Below are 16,930 nucleotides of genomic sequence, written 5' to 3'. Positions count from 1 at the left end.
TTTTGGTTACGGAATCCGTTCTCGGCTTCGTTGAAGTAGTTCATCGGCTTCATTATTGTCTTTTACCACCTTTGTGGCAAAGGCCCAAAAAATTACCGATTTATTTTTAATTCCTTGGCATTCTTCCATGAAACCTGATGAGTCCCTTTCTACTATTGCAAGGGCGTGGTAGCAAAATGCTTGCAGATAGTCCATGAATCTGATTTTTCCATGCTCTCGCACTTCACATAGAAACCATTGGTAAAAATCCATCTCGGGGAATTGAGACTGGAGGTCTTTGGTGATTTCCAATTCATCCAAATGAGCTAGCCGCTTATCCCTATGGCTTTTTAAGCAGTCCTTGCTTGGAATTAACTCATCGATTTTATCAATGTATTCGATTAGTTTCTGTTTATTAGGGTTCTCCAATTCTAAGACCCGATTTTTGAGTTCCCTGTATTTTATTTGTGAGGTTTGATCGTAAAAAATTTTATAAATATACAAGGCAATATCTCTTATAAAAACCTCTGCTATTTGTTTATGAGAGTCACTTAAAAGCCCCTCTTGTTCATGGCAGTCTTTCCCGACCAATTTATCCATTGTCAGATAATTTTCCAAGCTTTGCTTAAACCCTACAAAACCATGAAAAGCAAATTGTTCAACTTTTTTCGCCAGTGCCTCCACAATCCCTCCAATGTTTTTTTCTATGATAGTCCTCCATGTATTGTCATGCGAGTTGTTTCTCAAAACAACATTTACAACCCAAGGTCTCCCTATAGTAGCCATAGGCGAGGTTTTGGGGTAGCTTGAAAAATTGTCTGAAAAATATTGAAAATCATATTTTTGGGATATACTATATATATCTTTTGTTTTGCGTGGACAGGTTAAGGAGGAATCATGGATTCGACAATCAGCGCGTGGGGAAATAGCCTGGGTTTGAGAATTCCCAAAGCTTACGCCAGGGAAGTGGGGCTGGAAAGCGGGGACAAGGTGGCGATCAGCGTTCAGGGCGATCATCTGCTGGTGAAGCCGCTCAAAAAATACTCCCTGAAAGATTTGGTCGGTGAAATAGAGAATACCTATGGCGAGGTCGATTTTGGCGCGCCGGAAGGCAAAGAAGTATGGTAGCCAAAAAGAATTATGTACCCGAAAAGGGGCATATCATTTGGCTCGATTTCAATCCTCAGGCGGGACACGAACAGGCGGGGCATCGACCGGCTCTGGTTATCTCTCCCAAAATCTACAATGACAAGGCGGGTCTGGCTCTGGCCTGTCCGATCACTTCAAAAATAAAAAACTATCCCTTTGCGGTTCCACTGCCTTCCAAAGCGGGGTGCGTTCTGGTCGATCAGATCAAGAGCGTGGACTGGCGGGTTCGTCAGGCGAAGTATAAATCCAAGGCTCCTAAAAAAGTGATGGAAGAGGTGTTGGGCAAGCTCGGCGTTCTGATTTTTGACGAGGGGTAGCGTCTTTTGCGCCCGTATCTTTCTATGACATGTCATCAAATCCGCCTGTATTTACGGCGTCTGTTAGAAAAATTCCCGCCCAGGCGTTGTTAATGATAGTTTTTTATTTCCCATTTGCGGAAGAGCCGTTATTATGTAGCCTGAATTAATGAGGATTCCCGCCTCGCTAGCGCAAGTCATCGCTTCGAACGCGCTTGGTTTGCGACAGCCGCATTATAATCAGAAACCTTTATAAAAAACAGGCCCCATTTTGGATATTAATAAAATACCGACCGGCCAGGCGCCGCCCTGGGATATCAACGTTATTGTCGAAGTGCCTTATCGCGGCGACCCGGTGAAATACGAATTGGACAAGAAATCCGGCGCCATCTATGTGGATCGCGTGATGCATACTTCCATGCGCTACCCTTGCAATTATGGATTCGTTCCGCATACCCTTTCGGAAGACGGCGACCCGATCGATGTGCTGGTGGTGTCGAATTCCGGTTTCATGTCCGGTTGTATCGTGCGAAGCCGCCCGGTTGGTGTGTTGAAAATGCGTGACGAGCAGGGCGAGGACGAGAAAATTCTGGCGGTTCCGGTCGATGCGCTCAACCCCTATTACACCGGCATCAACCAGTATTACGATTTGCCGAAAATCCTGCTCGGTCAGATTTCACATTTTTTCACCCACTACAAGGACCTGGAGCCGGATAAATGGGTGAAGGTGGAAGCATGGGAAGATGCGGAACACGCGGCAATGCTCATCGAGCAAGCGATCGCGCGCGAGGCGGCGGAGGAACGCGACGGGATATAAATCGTTTTTGTATAGCCAGCCAATTTAGAAAAATCCAGATTGCAACCTGCGGCGACAAGGCCGCAGGTTTTTTTTATTTGGCGTCCATGACCTTGAGTCCGTTTATCTTTAGATAATTCGCGCTTGTTTTTCAGTCGGTCGAGGGGCGTTCCAGCGTTTCGATAATGCGCAGGGCGAGCGTGTCGGAGGCGCCTTTGTATTGTTGCAGGAGGGAGGAGGCGTTTTTGGCGAGCTGACCGAAGTTCTGGAGCAGAACCCGGAGCGTGTCTTCGAGCCCTTGCGGGTCTTGTACCGCGACCGCCAACTGGTTGCGCGAAAGCGAATCGGCGGTGTCGGAAAAGTTTTCTATATACGGTCCGTGCAATACGGGCAGGCCTTGCGCGGCGGGTTCGATCAGGCTGTGTCCGCCGCCGGGCGGCACGAGGCTGTTGCCGACAAAGGCGACGTGTCCGATGGCGTAGGTCTTTGCCAGTTCGCCATAGGTGTCGAGGATCACCGCATCGTAAGACATTGGCCCGGTACGCTGGAATTCAGAGCGCAGGAGCGTGCGGATCTGCTTTGCCTTGAACAGCGCCATCACTTCATCGACGCGTTCCAGTCGGCGCGGCGCCAGAATCAGCGTGAGCGTCGGGAAACTTTCCTTCAAATTTTTGAAAACATTGGCGATGATTTCTTCTTCCCCCGCGTGGGTGCTTCCCGCGATCCAGACCAGCGCTTCATCCTTGAATTTGTAGGTTTCGCGCAGACGTTGCGCCTCGGTCGCAGACACCGCTTCGACGGTATCGAATTTCAAATCCCCGGCCAAATGGATTTTCTCCGCGTCGATGCCCAGTTGCAACAAACCGTCTTTGCCGCTTTGGTTCTGCATGTAGAGCGCGGAAAAACAGTTGAGGACGCCCGCGCTCAGACCGCGCAGGCTCTGGTAGCGCTTCAGGGACCGTTGCGACAATCTCCCGTTCAGCAGGAGCGCTGGAATATTGCGGGCGCGCAGTTGACGCAGGATGCCGGGCCAGAAACCGGTGTCCATCAGGGCGTAGGCGTTTGGGCGAATCCGCTTGAGAGCCATTGCGGTGAAGGGCAGTATGTCGAGCGGATGGAAGAAGATGCATTCCGCGATGTCTTTGAGTTTGCGCTTCGCCATTTCATAGCCGGAATCGGTGGTCACCGAGACGACGATGCGCAGGTCCGGTTTTTTGTCGCTGAGTTTGGCTAATAGCGGAACGGCGTTTTGAACTTCTCCGGCGGACAGGGCCTGCAACCATAGAATCGGTCTATCATCCTGGGACAGGGCAGGAACGCGGCCAAAATGCTGGGCCAGATGTTTCCATTTATAGCGGGAAAAAAAGGCGTAAAGCGCGAAGCCGGGAACGATGAGGGGTAAAAGCGCGATGCCGATGAGATGGTAGATAACAATCATTCTTTGTCCAGAATTTCGTCGATCCACTCCAGAGATTTTTCAACCGCGCCCTGATTCTCTTCCAGAACCTTGCGCGCCGCCGCGCCGCGTCGTTTGCGTTCGTCGCTGTTTTCCAGCAATTCCAGAAGCGCGGGGTAGAGCGCCTGGACGTTGGCGAGTTGCCAGCCGCCGCCGGATTCCGTCAGCAGTCGGGCTTCCTCGACGAAATTATTCATATGCGGTCCGAAGAGGACGGGCAGATTGTAGGCCGCCGGTTCCAGAATATTGTGTCCGCCGAAGCGCGGGTTGAATCCGCCGCCAACAAAGGCAATGGAGGCGACGGAGTAATAATGCTTCAGCACACCCATTTGATCGACCAGAATGAGAGGCGCGTCGGAATCGTCCTCGCCGATGCGCGAGTGCAGTTTGTAATCGAGTCCATATTCTTTAATCAAACGTTCCACTTCGCTCATGCGTTCGAGGTGGCGCGGCGCGATCACGCAATACAGATCGCTGAACTGTTCGCGTAATTTCATCATGGCTTCGATGATAGGCCCTTCGTCGCCGGGACGCGTGGAGCCGAAGGTGATCTTGAGCGGACTGTCGATCAAACTTCCTTTAAATTGGGATGAGCTGGAGTCGAGCGCGTCGAACTTCACGTTGCCCGCGATGGAGATGCGGCTTGCGTCGATTCCCAGATTGCGAATGCGATCCGCATCCTCCTGACCGCGCATGGAGAAATGCACGACGCCTTCGGTCATCCAGCGAAAGAACCAGGCGAAGCGCGCATAGGAGGTATAGGTCTTTTCCGTCATGCGACCGTTGACCAGCAAAACAGGAATGCCTTTGTTGAGACAGGAACGCAAAAGGCAGGGCCAGAACTCCGCTTCGATCAATACCAGCAGGCGCGGTTGCAGTCGGTTTAGAAAGGGTCGGACGAAGAGAGACAAATCCAACGGCGCCAGAAAGACCGGTTCGAGTCCTTCCTTAAGGGCGAACTCCCTGCCCGAACGCGTGAAAGTGGACAAGGCAATCGCCTGCTTTGGCTTGTCGGCGCGCAAGGCCTGAATGACAATTTTGGCGGCTTGCGCTTCGCCGACGCTGGCGGCATGAAACCACACGCATCCCGAAGACGCGTCGAGTTGCGGCGAAACGCGTGCGCGCTCCAGTATTTCTGCGCGAAAAGCAGCGTTGGTCGCCATCTTGAATAATAAAATCGGAGAAAGAACCAGCGCCAGCGCGCTGGAAAAGATATTGTATAAAAAATCCATAAACAGCGAGTATACTCTCTAAGGTTGATAACGGATGAACATATGTCACTAGAAAAATTCTTTTACCAGGTCATTTCGCCCCAGCGAAAGTTTTATCATATACCCATTTACCTTGGGTTGAAGATAATTTCTGGCATTTACTTTTGGGCGATCCAGTTTCGCTTATGGGCCTACCGATGGGGCTTGTTTCCGCAGAGAAAACTCGACTGCCGGGTCATCAGCGTCGGCAATCTCACCCTCGGCGGCACCGGAAAAACTCCCTTCGTGATCATGATAGCGGAAACCCTGCGCGGACACGGACGCAAACCGGCGATCCTGAGTCGCGGTTACGGCGGGCGGTCCAATAAGGAAGTCAATGTGGTGTGCGACGGACGCGAGATTCTGCTATCGCCTGACTTTGCCGGCGACGAGCCGGTGATGATCGCCCAGCGCCTGCAGAATATTCCGGTATTGACCGGAGCCGACCGCTACCAGACCGGGCGTTATGCGATGGATCATTTCGGCGTCGATTCGCTGGTCCTCGATGACGGGTTTCAACACCTCTCCCTGCAAAGAGATTTCGATATTTTATTGTTCGATCATCAAAGACCCTTCGGCAACGGCAGTCTGTTTCCCGCAGGAGAACTGCGCGAACCTGTAAGCGCCGCGCGACGGGCCGACCGGGTCTGCGTGACGCGATACGCCGGCAAAGGGCGAACGCCGGGCGTCGATTCCAAATTACTCGGCGATATTCCCATCATGAAATCTTCCATGCGACTCGATTTGCTGGTTCCCCTGCAAGCGGGAGAGAGTCTGGAAGCCAGCGTCATTCGCCAGAAACGCGTCGCCGCGTTTTGCGGCATCGCCAATCCCGAAGACTTCCGGCGCATTCTTGAAGAGGCTTCGGCGCGATTGACTTATTATCAGGCTTTCCCGGATCATCATGATTACGAGGCGATTGATTTGAGAGCCATCGAAAAATCAGCGATGGACTCCGGCGCAGAGATGATCGTGACCACCGAAAAAGACGCCGTGAAATTTGTCGATCATGTCTTCAGCCTGCCGATTTACAAGGTGTCGCTGGAAGTAGAAATCCTCGAAGGACGCGAGGCCTTTCTTAAAGACCTGCTGGACTAGCGATTCATGAGCGGCTATTCAGGCGAGGGCGTTCGCGGTTTGTTCCTCGGCATATTGATTCCCTCCCTTTATCTGATCCCTCTGGTCGCGGTCTATTTCTTACCCAAAGATTTCGGATTCGGACATCGCTGGCTGGTCTATGTCGGTCTGGCCTGCGCGGCTCTGGGGTTGATCGTCTGGATCGCGGGTTTCGCCTCGTTGGGCAAGCGGCTGGCGGTGTTCCCCGGCGCGGAAAGTCTGGCGACGGGCGGCATTTATCGATGGATTCGGCATCCGGTTTACGTCGGCATCAGCCTCAATCTGTTGGGTATGTTTCTGGCCTGCGGGTCTGCGCTCGGTCTGGCCTATCTGGCGCTCGTCGTGCTACCTTTGAACCGGTTCCGCGCCAAAAGAGAAGAACAGGCATTGATCGAAAATTTTGGCGACGCTTACCGCCTTTATCGCGACCGGACTTTTTTCTAGGCGGCTGGAGACAACACCGCGCGATTTGCAAAAATGCGATGGCTGAAAAATTGAAAATAAAATTTGGCGCCTTGTCCTCGATGCAGGGCGAAGCCGTTCGAGACGGACAACTGCTGATCGAAGGCGATCGCATCCTCTCCATTGAAGCGAGCAGTCAAGGCCCCGCCGATATACGCACGCTTGATCTGAGCGATTATTTTTTGCTTCCCGGTTTCGTGAACGCGCATTGTCATTTATCCCTGTCTGCGCTCAAGGGCAAACTGCAAAAGCGCGAACGCTTCACCGACTGGGTGCGCGATTTGTTGAGGGTTAACGCCGCCGTTACTTTCTCCGAGCGTTTAGAAGCGATGCGTGAAGCGTCGCAGGAGATGATGCGCTCCGGCGTGACCTCCCTTGGTGATTATCTGTCGCAAGCGGAATTACTGCCGGAGTACGCAAACTTTCCCTTTCGCCAGATTTTGTTTTGGGAAACGCTGGGCTTCAAGTCCGACGCCGCAACGCAGATCGTGGCGCGGCTGGAGGATCTGCTCGATTCCTTCGACGCAGGCAGTGAAAGCCTGCGCTCCGGCATCGCCCCGCACGCCCCGTATTCCGTTTCCCCCGAATTGTTCAAAGCGTTACGAAAATTAGCGAAGCGCCATTCCGCGCCCTGGTCTTGTCACGTCGCCGAATTTCCAGAGGAAGAGCGATTTTTGAAGGAGGGCGGCGGCGAGATGGCGGCATTTCTGCAAGAACGCGGAGCGTTGGACCCGAACTGGCGTCCTCCGGGAAAAGGCCCCGTCGCCTATCTCGACGCCTTGGGCGTTCTCAATCAGATGACCCTCATCCACGCCAATCATATGGATATGAACGATTTGGATCGGATCGCGTCGAACAAAGCCAGCGCCGTGTTCTGTCCCGGAAGCTCGCAATGGTTTGGACGGCGCGAGCTATTGCCGATCCCCGAACTGCGCGCCCGCAAGATAGCCGTCGGATTGGGCACCGATTCCCTCGCCAGCAACGAATCCTTGAATTTTCTTCGCGAATTGAGGATTGCCAGCGCGACTTTTCCCGAAATCAGCCACCGCGCCTGGTTGGAGATGGCCACGCGCGAAGGCGCCAAGGCCCTGGGCCTGAATTCCGGTATTCTGGCCCCGGGGCGCCCCGCCGATGTGATTGGATTTCGTATGCCCGCCGATGTTGAAGATCCCGAAACCCTGCCATTCGAAGAAACACGCCAGAATGCTGATTTTGTCATGAGTCGCGGCAAGATCGTCTGGCATCCACACGCAGAACCCGCCTCCTGAACGACCCAGGCTTATTAAACATCAAGCGCTTAGCGCAAAGAGCCGTTAAATAGAAAGACCATTTTATCGCTCAGGCCCGAAGTCCGCGCGTTGATTTGATTAAAAATTATAATCCTATATAATTCATTAGGTTATGAGGGTTTTTGCTGTAAAAAATTCCGTTTTAGTCGCGCTGATAGTGTTGGCGGGCGTCATCCTTTCCGGTTGCGTGAGTTCCCGCGCCGGCGTGGACCCCCGCATGCGCTTCAAGCAAATCACGCCCGACATGGAATTTGAGATGGCTTCCTATATAAAGAGAGGCTGTGACAAAGAATACCGCTACTTGGACCCAGAAATCGCCCGTCTGTATTCGGTGATCCCCGGAGGCGGGCAGTTTTACACAGGCGAATCGGGTAAAGGCTGGATGTATCTGCTTTCCTCCCCTCTGCTGATCCCCTATATCGTATCTTTTGAAGACGCGCAAAATTCCGTCGATTATTATAATTTTCGTTACACTCTGGAGTATTGCCGCAGAAAATTTAACGTGAAAAGGCCAAACAAGCGAGAAAACAAGGCAAGCGTTAAAAAATCAAAGAGTTCCCGTAAGCGTGTTATCAGTAAAACGCTGAAGCGAAAAAAAAGAGTCAAACCCCCGCCGCCAAAGCCTCCGCGCCAGCAGAATATAATTATTTTGGAAAAGATAGAAAAAAAGTAAAAATAATCTGTGAAAACACTTGCAAGCGTGTTAAAGTGAGTAAAAAATACGAGCAAGTGCGTTGCCGTCTGACCATTTAGGCTTCTGAGAATTTAGCCCTTGCGGCTCCTCAAAAAATCTAAGGAAGTGTCTTTTTGTATTGACAGGCGTCACATAAAACCTTTAGAATCCAAAATTTCCATTTCGCTGAGCTGGCATAGCTCAGTTGGTAGAGCAGCTGATTTGTAATCAGCCGGTCGGGGGTTCGAGTCCCTTTGCCAGCTCCATGCATTGCTATGGCGTGAGGAGTCGGATTTAAGAGGACTTCGCGCTTTTTTTGTGTTTTTGCAGTGAATTAGCGCGAAGGAAGAATGCCTTCGAATTAGAACGGGGAGGTTCCCGAGTGGCCAAAGGGAACAGACTGTAAATCTGTCGGCACCGCCTTCGGAGGTTCGAATCCTCCCCTCCCCATTCAGCTATATTGCGGGAATTGGGCGGGAATAGCTCAGTTGGCTAGAGCGTCAGCCTTCCAAGCTGAGGGTCGCGGGTTCGAGTCCCGTTTCCCGCTCCACCTTTTGGATTTCAGGTATTTGGTGGGTGATATCGCGGAGAATGCCCGCGTAGCTCAGTGGTGGAGCGCTTCCTTGGTAAGGAAGAGGTCATCGGTTCAATCCCGATCGTGGGCTTATTTTTATAGGATGGATTGTCGTTGGGCGCGGGGTTCGGCGGCTTTAGAATAACAGGGTTGGCTTTAATTTGACGGGCGATTATGAGAGATATTATTCAGTTGGCATGCGAAGATTGTAAGCGACGTAATTATTCTTCGACAAAAAATAAGAAAAAAACGACGCATCGGCTCGAAATAAAAAAATATTGCCGCTTCTGCAGGAAGCACACCCCCCATAAGGAAACAAAATAAAATTTTACGTTTGCGTGCCGGGTTGTGGATGGGCGAGATACCCGTGGCGCCTTCGATGATTTAAGTCCAGGAAAACCAAGGCCAGTAGCTCTAATTGGTTAGAGCATCGGACTCCAAATCCGAGGGTTGTGGGTTCGAATCCCTCCTGGCCTGTACTTATTTTAACGGTGGTTTGGAAAGAAATGATAGCCAAGGCAATACAGTTTTTATCAGAAGTTAAGGTGGAAGTTAAAAAGGTGACGTGGCCTTCCCGGCGAGAGTCGATGGGCGGCACGATGGTCGTTTTGGTGACGGTGCTTCTGATGTCGGTGTTCCTTGGTTTGGTTGATATGTTATTGGCCAAGCTGGTGCAAAGTCTCATTTAATCGCGATCTCAAGGGGGCCTGTGGAAGAGAATTCCGACGAAAAAAAATGGTATGTCATTCATACCTATTCCGGTTACGAGCGCAAGGTGAAGTTGAGCCTGTTGGAGCAGTTTGAGACGACGGGTCGCAAGGACGTTCTGGGAGATGTGGTGATTCCCACGGAAGAAGTGGTTGAGGTTCGCAAGGGCAAGAAGCGAATTTCTTCCAGAAAATTTTTTCCTGGTTACGTTTTGATCAATGTGGTGATGGATCAGGATATCTGGTATCTGATCAAAAATACCGCGAAGGTGACGGGTTTTCCCGGCGCTGGCGGGCACCCGGTGGCTTTGTCTGAGGGTGAGGTCAAGACGATCATGGATCAGATTAAGGGTGAGTCTTCTCGTCCGAAGCCGAAATTTTCTTTTGAGAAGGGTGAAAGCGTTCGCGTGATCGAGGGTCCATTCCTCAATTTCAACGGGGTGGTGGACGATGTGAATCATGACAAGGGTAAAGTTAAGGTCATGGTGTCGATCTTTGGGCGCGGAACGCCTGTGGAGCTGGAATTTCCGCAGATCGAGCGGGTCTGATCCTGGCCTGGCGATAAGAAATTGAAGAATTTAGTGAATAACGGATAATTAGAAAGGAATTGGTTTCGTGGCGACTAAAAAAGAGGTAACCGGGCTGATTAAGTTGCAGATTCCGGCGGGTCAGGCGACCCCGTCTCCGCCAGTGGGTCCTGCATTGGGTCAGCATGGCGTGAATATCATGGATTTTTGTAAGGCGTTCAACGCCTCGACGCAGGGTCAGGAGGGAATGATTATTCCCGTGGTCATCAGCGTTTACAAGGATCGCACGTTTGACTTTATCACCAAGTCGCCTCCGGCGTCCGTTCTGCTCAAGCAGGCGGCGAGCATCGCCAAGGGATCGTCGAATCCGAGTAAGGAGTTTGTTGGCAAGGTGACTCTGGCACAGGTTCAGGAGATCGCGAAAACCAAGATGAACGACCTGAATGCGAGCGATTTGGATATGGCTGTAAACATTATCAAGGGTTCCGCCAGAAGCATGGGGCTTAAGGTAGAAGGTTAATTGGAACGAGGGAATTGAAATGGCGAAGTTAAGCAAGAAGCAGAAAGCGTTTCAGGAAAAGGTCGATCGAAACACGCGTTATGAGTTGAAGGACGCGATCGGTCTGGCGAAAGAAGGCGCTCAGGCGAAATTTGACGAATCCGTAGACGTTGCCGTGAAATTGGGCGTCGATCCGCGCAAGGCGGATCAGAACCTGCGCGGAAGCGTGGTGTTGCCGCGTGGAACGGGGAAAACGTTTCGAGTGCTGGTGTTCGCCAAAGGCGAAAAGGAAAAAGAAGCTTTGGACGCCGGCGCCGAGCATGTGGGCGGCGATGAGCTGGCGGCTAAAATTCAAGGCGGCTGGATGGAGTTTGATCGCGTTGTGGCTACTCCCGACATGATGGGCGTTGTGGGTAAGCTGGGTCGCGTGCTGGGGCCTCGCGGCATGATGCCGAATCCGAAAACGGGAACGGTAACGTTCAACGTTAAAGAGGCGATCGAAGAGATTCAGGCGGGAAAAGTGGATTTTCGCGTTGACAAGGCGGGCATCATTCATGCGCCGCTGGGAAAAGCAAGTTTCAGCGTGGACGATCTTGCAGAAAACTACGATGCGCTGGTGTCGATGTTGGTGAAATTGAAGCCGTCTTCCAGTAAGGGTCTCTATATTCGCGGCGTGTCTCTGTCGACGACGATGGGAATCGGCATCAAAATCAACCACGTGATGAACTGAGGGTGGTTGGCTCCAGCGGAGCTTGTCAAAAAGTAATTATCAGGAAACAAAGTCGAAAGGTTGCAACGTGCCCAACGCTGAAAAAATAAAAGCAGTCGAAGAATTGACGGAAGTGTTTCAAAAGGCGAAGTCCGCCGTGCTGGCAAATTACCAGGGCATCGACGCTCTGGAGATCACCGCATTGCGCGCTCACATGAAGGAGCGTTCGATTGAATTTCGCGTCATCAAGAATACCTTGGCGCGCGAAGCGGCCAAAAACACGTCTTTTGAGGTGATGAGTGATCAGCTGAAAGGTCCGGTTTCTCTGACTTTGAGTTACGACGATGCGGTGGCTCCCGCAAAAGCGTTGATGGAATACTCCAAGACAGGGCCAAAGAAAAACCCGGAAATCATTTGCGGCGTGGTCGAAGGCAAGCAATGCACGCCTGCGCAGGTGAAAGCGCTGGCTGATTTGCCATCGAAAGAAGTTTTGATTTCTCAAATGCTGTCCGTAATGCAAGGGCCCACCACCAATTTCGTGGGTGTGTTCAGCAGTCTGTTGCGAAAACTGGTTGGTACGCTGGACGCCGTGAAAGACAAAAAAGCTTCCGAATAAGAAGCGGCGAATACTGGCGGGTCTGAATCTGAATATTTCAATAATTAATAGTTTTTATATATTTTGTGAAAGGAGATTTTAAATGTCTGTGACGAAAGATGATGTCATTTCTTTTATTGACGGGATGACCGTGTTGGAGATGTCGGAATTTGTAAAAGAGTTGGAAGACAAGTATGGCGTAACTGCGGCGGCTCCGGCGGCTATGATGGCAATGCCTGCGGGCGGCGACGCTGGCGGCGCGGCGGAAGAGAAAACGGAGTTCGACGTTATTCTGTCTGCGGCGGGCGACAAGAAAATTCAGGTCATTAAAGAAGTGCGCACGATCACTGGATTGGGTCTGAAAGATGCGAAAGATCTGGTTGACGGCGCGCCCAAGCCCCTGAAAGAAGGCGTTAAAAAAGAAGAAGCGGACGATATCAAAGCCAAGATCGAAGCGGCCGGCGGTTCGGTTGAAATTAAGTAATTCCCCGATCTTTGATTTGCGTCAGACACACATTTTCTTTTTTTAACCTTTTCTATAGAGGGTTAGGCAGCCTATGACGAAAAGCCGTTCTCAAAAAGCGCTTGTCAGTTTGAGAAATAGGAAAAATTTCGCCCAAATTCCAACAGTAATTGATATCCCTAATCTGATTGAAATTCAGAAAAAGTCCTTTGAACACTTTCTGCAGTGGGAAGTCGCTCCTGGCGAGCGTAAAAGCCAGGGGTTGGAGGAAGTGTTTCAGGATATTTTTCCTATTTCAGATCTGAATATTAACGCTCGTATTGAATACGTCGGCTATGAAGTCGGCGTGTGGGAAACGAGCGAGGGAGAGTTCAGTGAACTGGGCGGACCGGGAGTGGTCTGCTCAAAAACAGGGCAGGAAGTCGCTTATAAGGAAAAATATAAGCTGAGCGAATGCCGCCAAAAAGGGCTGACCTATGCCGATCCCATTAAGATAATGGTTCGGCTTGTTTTGTTTGACCGGGAGCGCATTGACCTCAACGCCAAGAATCTGAAGACCCTTGTGGGTCAGCACATCATGGAAGAGGTGAAGAGTCCTGCGACCGGCAAGGTGATCGTGGCGTCTCGTACGCTGGCTACGGAAGAAATTGTTCAGCGCTTGCAGGACGAAAAAGTCCAGCAGGTGGTGATTAACGTCATTCGCGAAGTGAAAGAGCAGAAGATTTTTCTGGGCGAAATGCCCATGATGGGTCCGACCGGCACCTTCATGATCAACGGCGTTGAGCGCGTTATCGTGAGCCAGATGCACCGGTCTCCCGGCGCGTTTTTCTCGCACGACAAGGGCAAGACGCATGTCAGCGGCAAGGTGCTTTATTCGGCGCGCATCATTCCCGACCGCGGTTCCTGGGTCGATTTCGAATTCGACATCAAAGACATTCTTTACGTTAAGATCGACCGACGTCGCAAGCTTCCGGCCACCATCCTCCTGCAGTCCTTTGGGATGGATAACAAGCAGATTCTGGAAGCGTTCTACCCGATCGAAAAAATCAGCATCACCACCAAGGGCGAGGAGAGTCGTTTCTTCATCAACTCCAAGAGTCTGATGGTGGGTTTCAAAACTCTGGAAGATATCGTCGATTCAAAATCAGACGAAGTCGTCCTCAAGGCCAATAAAAAAGTCACGCCGGTTTTGAAGAAAAAAGTTCAGCGCATGGCGCGAGCCTCCAAGGTTGAGATTGACGAGGAGAGCTTGATTGGCAAATACCTGTTCGACGATATCATCGACGCGGAAACCGGCGAAGCGCTGGTGGAATCCAACACCCTGATCACCGAAGACGTTCTTGCCAATATCAAGAAGAACGCGCCTGCGGAAATCAGCGTTCTGCGCATTGACGACGAGACGCCGGACACCAGTATTCGCGACACCATTGCGGCGGCGAAAATCACCTCCGAAATCGACGCGATTCGCGAGATTTACAAGCGTCTGCGTCCCGGCGATCCGCCAACGCCAGACATTGCTCGCAGTTTGTTCGTCAACCTGTTCTTCAACACCAAGCGATACAATCTGTCGGTGGTGGGGCGCATCAAGCTGAATCAGAAATTCAATCTGGATATTCCTGAGAACAATCGACTTCTGAACCTGGAAGATCTGGTTGCCGTGGTTCGTCATCTGGTTGACCTGCGCAATGGCGTGGGAACGATCGACGACATCGACCATCTCGGCAACCGTCGCGTCCGCGCTGTGGGCGAGTCTCTGGAGAATCAGTTCCGAGTCGGTCTGGTTCGTATGGAACGCGCGATCATTGAGCGCATGTCCATTCAGGATTTAGAAGTGTCCATGCCGCATGATCTCATCAATTCGAAACCGGTCACGGCGGCGATCAAGGAATTTTTTGGAAGCAGTCAGTTGTCCCAGTTCATGGACCAGACCAATCCTTTGTCCGAGGTCACCCACAAGCGACGATTGAGCGCCTTGGGGCCGGGCGGTTTGACGCGGGAGCGCGCGGGCTTTGAAGTGCGCGACGTGCATCCGACGCATTACGGTCGTATTTGCCCGATTGAAACGCCTGAGGGACCGAATATTGGTTTGATCGCGTCTTTGAGCACCTATGCGCGAGTGAATGAGTACGGTTTCATCGAGACGCCTTACCGGCGCGTTGAAAAAGGCCGGGCCAGCGAAGACGTCGAATTTCATACGGCAATGGTAGAAGATAATTACGTCATCGCTCAGGCGAACGCAAGAATGGATGATAATGGCAAATTTGTTGAGCCAATTATCTCTGCGCGCCAAGGCGGCGACTTCATTCTGTCTCCGACCGAAAAGATTGATTATATGGACGTGTCGCCGAAGCAGTTGATCAGCGTCGCGGCATCCCTGATTCCTTTTCTCGAAAACGACGACGCCAACCGGGCCTTGATGGGTTCCAATATGCAACGTCAGGCAGTCCCTCTCCTGCGGGCGGAAGCGCCTTTTGTGGGAACGGGAATGGAGGCGATTGTCGCCAGCGATTCCGGGGCGGTCATTGTCGCCGAACACGACGGCGAAGTCATCAGCGCCGACGCCACGCGTATTGTGGTTCGTACCGTAGGAAAAGGAAAAGGCAAGGCCAAGACATCGCGAAGTCGATTGCTGGATTCGAATGTGGATATTTACACGCTGTCCAAGTTTCAGCGTTCCAATCAGAACACCTGTATTAATCAGAAGCCTCTCGTTCAAACGGGCGACAAGGTCAAGGCCGGTCAGGTGATTGCCGACGGACCTTCGACGGAACTCGGCGAACTGGCTCTGGGGCGCAACGCGCTTGTGGCGTTCATGCCCTGGCACGGTTACAACTTTGAAGATGCGATCATCGTCAGCGAAAAGCTGGTGAAGGAGGACGTCTACACCTCGATTCATATTGAAGAGTTTGAAGTTGAGGCTCGGGATACGAAACAGGGTAAAGAAGAGATCACGCGGGATATTTCCAACGTCGGGGAGGATGCGTTAAAGAATCTGGACGACAGCGGAATCATTCGCATTGGGGCGAACGTCAAGCCCAATGATATCCTGGTCGGAAAGATCACTCCGAAAGGGGAAACCCAGCTCAGCCCCGAAGAAAAACTGCTGAAAGCGATCTTCGGTGAAAAAGCCGGCGACGTTCGCGACACCTCCCTGCGCGTTCCACCGGGAATTCAGGGCACCGTGATCGACGTCAAGGTGTTTTCTAGAAAAGGCATTGATAAGGATTCGCGCACGCTCTCCATTGAGACGGAAGAAATTTCGTTGATTGAAAAAGATTTCAACGACGAAATCAAAATCGTGATCAGCGAGACCGAGAAACGAATGCGCGCCGCATTACTTGGCGCTACCGCAAGCAAGTCGACCACGGTCGGCAAAGCAAAATTCAAGAAAGGTCAGAAGATCACGGAAGAGGAATTGGATGTTCTGGGCGTGAAAGACCTGCCCTCGACGCCTTGTTCGGAAGCTGTGACGGATCAGTTCAAGGAATGGGCTGAAAGTTGCGCCGATCAGGTCAATATTCTCAAGACCATGAAAGAGGACAAGGTTGCGCGTTTGAAAAAAGGCGACGATCTGGCCCCTGGCGTGATCAAGATGGTCAAGGTCTTCCTTGCAATGAAACGCAAGTTGCAGGTTGGAGACAAGATGGCGGGACGTCATGGAAACAAGGGCGTCGTGTCGACTATCGTTCCTGAAGAGGATATGCCCTATCTTGAAAACGGCACACCCATTGAGCTCATTCTGAATCCGCTTGGCGTACCGTCTCGTATGAACGTCGGGCAGATTCTGGAGACCAATCTGGGTATGGCGGCGAAAGTAACAGGCGAGCATATGGCGACTCCGGTTTTCGACGGCGCCAAAGAGCAGGATATTCGAGACATTTTACACGCCCATGATTTCCCGGAAGCGGGGGAGATGACCCTGGTCAACGGCAGGTCCGGCCAGCGTTTTCGACAAAAGGTCATGGTGGGTTATATCTATATGTTGAAACTGCATCATCTTGTAGACGACAAGATCCATGCCCGTTCTACGGGTCCTTACTCGCTGGTCACGCAACAGCCGCTGGGCGGTAAAGCTCAGTTCGGCGGACAGCGTCTGGGGGAGATGGAAGTGTGGGCGCTGGAAGCCTATGGCGCGGCCTACACTCTGCAGGAAATGTTGACCGTCAAGTCCGACGACGTCGAAGGTCGCAAGCGTATGTACGAAGCGATCGTCAAGGGCGACACCAACTTGACGCCCAGCCTGCCGGAATCGTTTAACGTTCTGGTGAAAGAGTTGCAGAGTCTGGCGATCGACGTTGAGTTGATCGAGTCAATAAAATAAATCAAACCCGTCAACCATGCGTTTCAATTCAGCTTTCATGTGTGCGCATACTAACAAAAGGAGATAAAC

18 protein-coding genes and 5 tRNA genes are annotated in these 16,930 nt (G+C 51.7%); 20 read left to right on the top strand and 3 right to left on the bottom strand.

Annotated elements, in window-relative coordinates:
• Positions 1-6 precede the first annotated feature (6 nt).
• The gene (locus G3M78_02290) at positions 7-765 is read right to left on the bottom strand and encodes a hypothetical protein (GenBank protein QPJ64287.1); all 759 of its coding nucleotides are present in this window, start codon (positions 763-765) and stop codon (positions 7-9) included.
• 111 nt (positions 766-876) lie between these two features.
• On the opposite strand from G3M78_02290, the gene G3M78_02285 reads away from it, so the two are divergent.
• The 3 genes from G3M78_02285 (at position 877) to ppa (ending at position 2,241) form a co-directional block, all read left to right on the top strand.
• On the top strand, positions 877-1,107 hold the full coding sequence (locus G3M78_02285) for an AbrB/MazE/SpoVT family DNA-binding domain-containing protein (protein ID QPJ64286.1): 231 nt from the start codon (positions 877-879) through the stop codon (positions 1,105-1,107).
• On the top strand, positions 1,101-1,445 hold the full coding sequence (gene mazF, locus G3M78_02280) for an endoribonuclease MazF (GenBank protein ID QPJ64285.1): 345 nt from the start codon (positions 1,101-1,103) through the stop codon (positions 1,443-1,445). Before G3M78_02285 ends, mazF begins: the two co-directional genes overlap by 7 nt.
• A 250-nt stretch (positions 1,446-1,695) precedes the next feature.
• Positions 1,696-2,241 carry an inorganic diphosphatase gene (gene ppa / locus G3M78_02275; protein QPJ64284.1) on the top strand — a complete coding sequence of 182 codons (546 nt, stop codon included), beginning with the start codon at positions 1,696-1,698 and terminating at the stop codon, positions 2,239-2,241.
• Positions 2,242-2,371: 130 nt separating this feature from the next.
• Here the strand turns inward: ppa and G3M78_02270 are convergent, their stop codons facing one another.
• Entirely contained in the window at positions 2,372-3,658 is a 1,287-nt protein-coding gene (locus tag G3M78_02270; GenBank protein QPJ64283.1) for a hypothetical protein, read from the bottom strand.
• Positions 3,655-4,908, bottom strand: coding sequence for a 3-deoxy-D-manno-octulosonic acid transferase (locus G3M78_02265; GenBank protein QPJ64282.1), 1,254 nt, complete (start codon positions 4,906-4,908; stop codon positions 3,655-3,657). The genes G3M78_02270 and G3M78_02265 overlap by 4 nt, the downstream gene beginning before the upstream one ends.
• A gap of 42 nt (positions 4,909-4,950) precedes the next feature.
• On the opposite strand from G3M78_02265, the gene lpxK reads away from it, so the two are divergent.
• The 17 genes from lpxK to rpoB all read left to right on the top strand — a co-directional run bounded on the left by lpxK (position 4,951) and on the right by rpoB (position 16,861).
• Positions 4,951-6,024: a tetraacyldisaccharide 4'-kinase gene (lpxK, locus tag G3M78_02260; protein ID QPJ64281.1), complete on the top strand. Its 1,074-nt coding sequence runs from the start codon at positions 4,951-4,953 to the stop codon at positions 6,022-6,024.
• A 6-nt stretch (positions 6,025-6,030) separates the two neighbouring features.
• Positions 6,031-6,486, top strand: coding sequence for an isoprenylcysteine carboxylmethyltransferase family protein (locus G3M78_02255; GenBank protein QPJ64280.1), 456 nt, complete (start codon positions 6,031-6,033; stop codon positions 6,484-6,486).
• 38 nt (positions 6,487-6,524) lie between these two features.
• Positions 6,525-7,772 (top strand): amidohydrolase family protein, encoded by a 1,248-nt coding sequence (locus tag G3M78_02250; protein QPJ64279.1) that lies wholly within the window; start codon positions 6,525-6,527, stop codon positions 7,770-7,772.
• A gap of 133 nt (positions 7,773-7,905) precedes the next feature.
• Positions 7,906-8,466, top strand: a complete 561-nt coding sequence (locus tag G3M78_02245) for a hypothetical protein (protein ID QPJ64278.1) — start codon at positions 7,906-7,908, stop codon at positions 8,464-8,466.
• Between the two features lie 190 nt (positions 8,467-8,656).
• A tRNA-Thr gene (locus tag G3M78_02240) sits at positions 8,657-8,732 on the top strand.
• 102 nt (positions 8,733-8,834) lie between these two features.
• Positions 8,835-8,916: transfer RNA gene (locus tag G3M78_02235), tRNA-Tyr, on the top strand.
• 23 nt (positions 8,917-8,939) lie between these two features.
• Positions 8,940-9,016 (top strand) — tRNA-Gly (locus G3M78_02230).
• Positions 9,017-9,059: 43 nt separating this feature from the next.
• A tRNA-Thr gene (locus G3M78_02225) sits at positions 9,060-9,131 on the top strand.
• An 83-nt stretch (positions 9,132-9,214) separates the two neighbouring features.
• The gene (gene rpmG / locus G3M78_02220; protein QPJ64277.1) at positions 9,215-9,364 is read left to right on the top strand and encodes a 50S ribosomal protein L33; all 150 of its coding nucleotides are present in this window, start codon (positions 9,215-9,217) and stop codon (positions 9,362-9,364) included.
• Between the two features lie 78 nt (positions 9,365-9,442).
• Positions 9,443-9,517, top strand: a tRNA-Trp gene (locus G3M78_02215).
• 29 nt (positions 9,518-9,546) lie between these two features.
• Entirely contained in the window at positions 9,547-9,729 is a 183-nt protein-coding gene (gene secE, locus G3M78_02210; protein QPJ64276.1) for a preprotein translocase subunit SecE, read from the top strand.
• A gap of 20 nt (positions 9,730-9,749) precedes the next feature.
• A complete protein-coding gene (gene nusG, locus G3M78_02205; GenBank protein ID QPJ64275.1) occupies positions 9,750-10,295 on the top strand; it encodes a transcription termination/antitermination protein NusG in 546 nt (181 codons plus the stop codon).
• 67 nt (positions 10,296-10,362) lie between these two features.
• Positions 10,363-10,794, top strand: a complete 432-nt coding sequence (gene rplK / locus G3M78_02200) for a 50S ribosomal protein L11 (protein QPJ64274.1) — start codon at positions 10,363-10,365, stop codon at positions 10,792-10,794.
• Positions 10,795-10,813: 19 nt separating this feature from the next.
• Entirely contained in the window at positions 10,814-11,503 is a 690-nt protein-coding gene (locus G3M78_02195) for a 50S ribosomal protein L1 (protein ID QPJ64273.1), read from the top strand.
• 67 nt (positions 11,504-11,570) lie between these two features.
• A complete protein-coding gene (gene rplJ, locus G3M78_02190; protein ID QPJ66740.1) occupies positions 11,571-12,098 on the top strand; it encodes a 50S ribosomal protein L10 in 528 nt (175 codons plus the stop codon).
• Positions 12,099-12,180: 82 nt separating this feature from the next.
• On the top strand, positions 12,181-12,561 hold the full coding sequence (gene rplL, locus G3M78_02185) for a 50S ribosomal protein L7/L12 (protein QPJ64272.1): 381 nt from the start codon (positions 12,181-12,183) through the stop codon (positions 12,559-12,561).
• Positions 12,562-13,036: 475 nt separating this feature from the next.
• Entirely contained in the window at positions 13,037-16,861 is a 3,825-nt protein-coding gene (gene rpoB / locus G3M78_02180) for a DNA-directed RNA polymerase subunit beta (GenBank protein QPJ66739.1), read from the top strand.
• Positions 16,862-16,930 lie beyond the last annotated feature (69 nt).

The sequence above is a fragment of the Candidatus Nitrohelix vancouverensis genome (assembly GCA_015698305.1).
Lineage (GTDB): Bacteria > Nitrospinota > Nitrospinia > Nitrospinales > VA-1 > Nitrohelix > Nitrohelix vancouverensis.
This window is presented reverse-complemented; position numbering and strand designations above follow the sequence as displayed.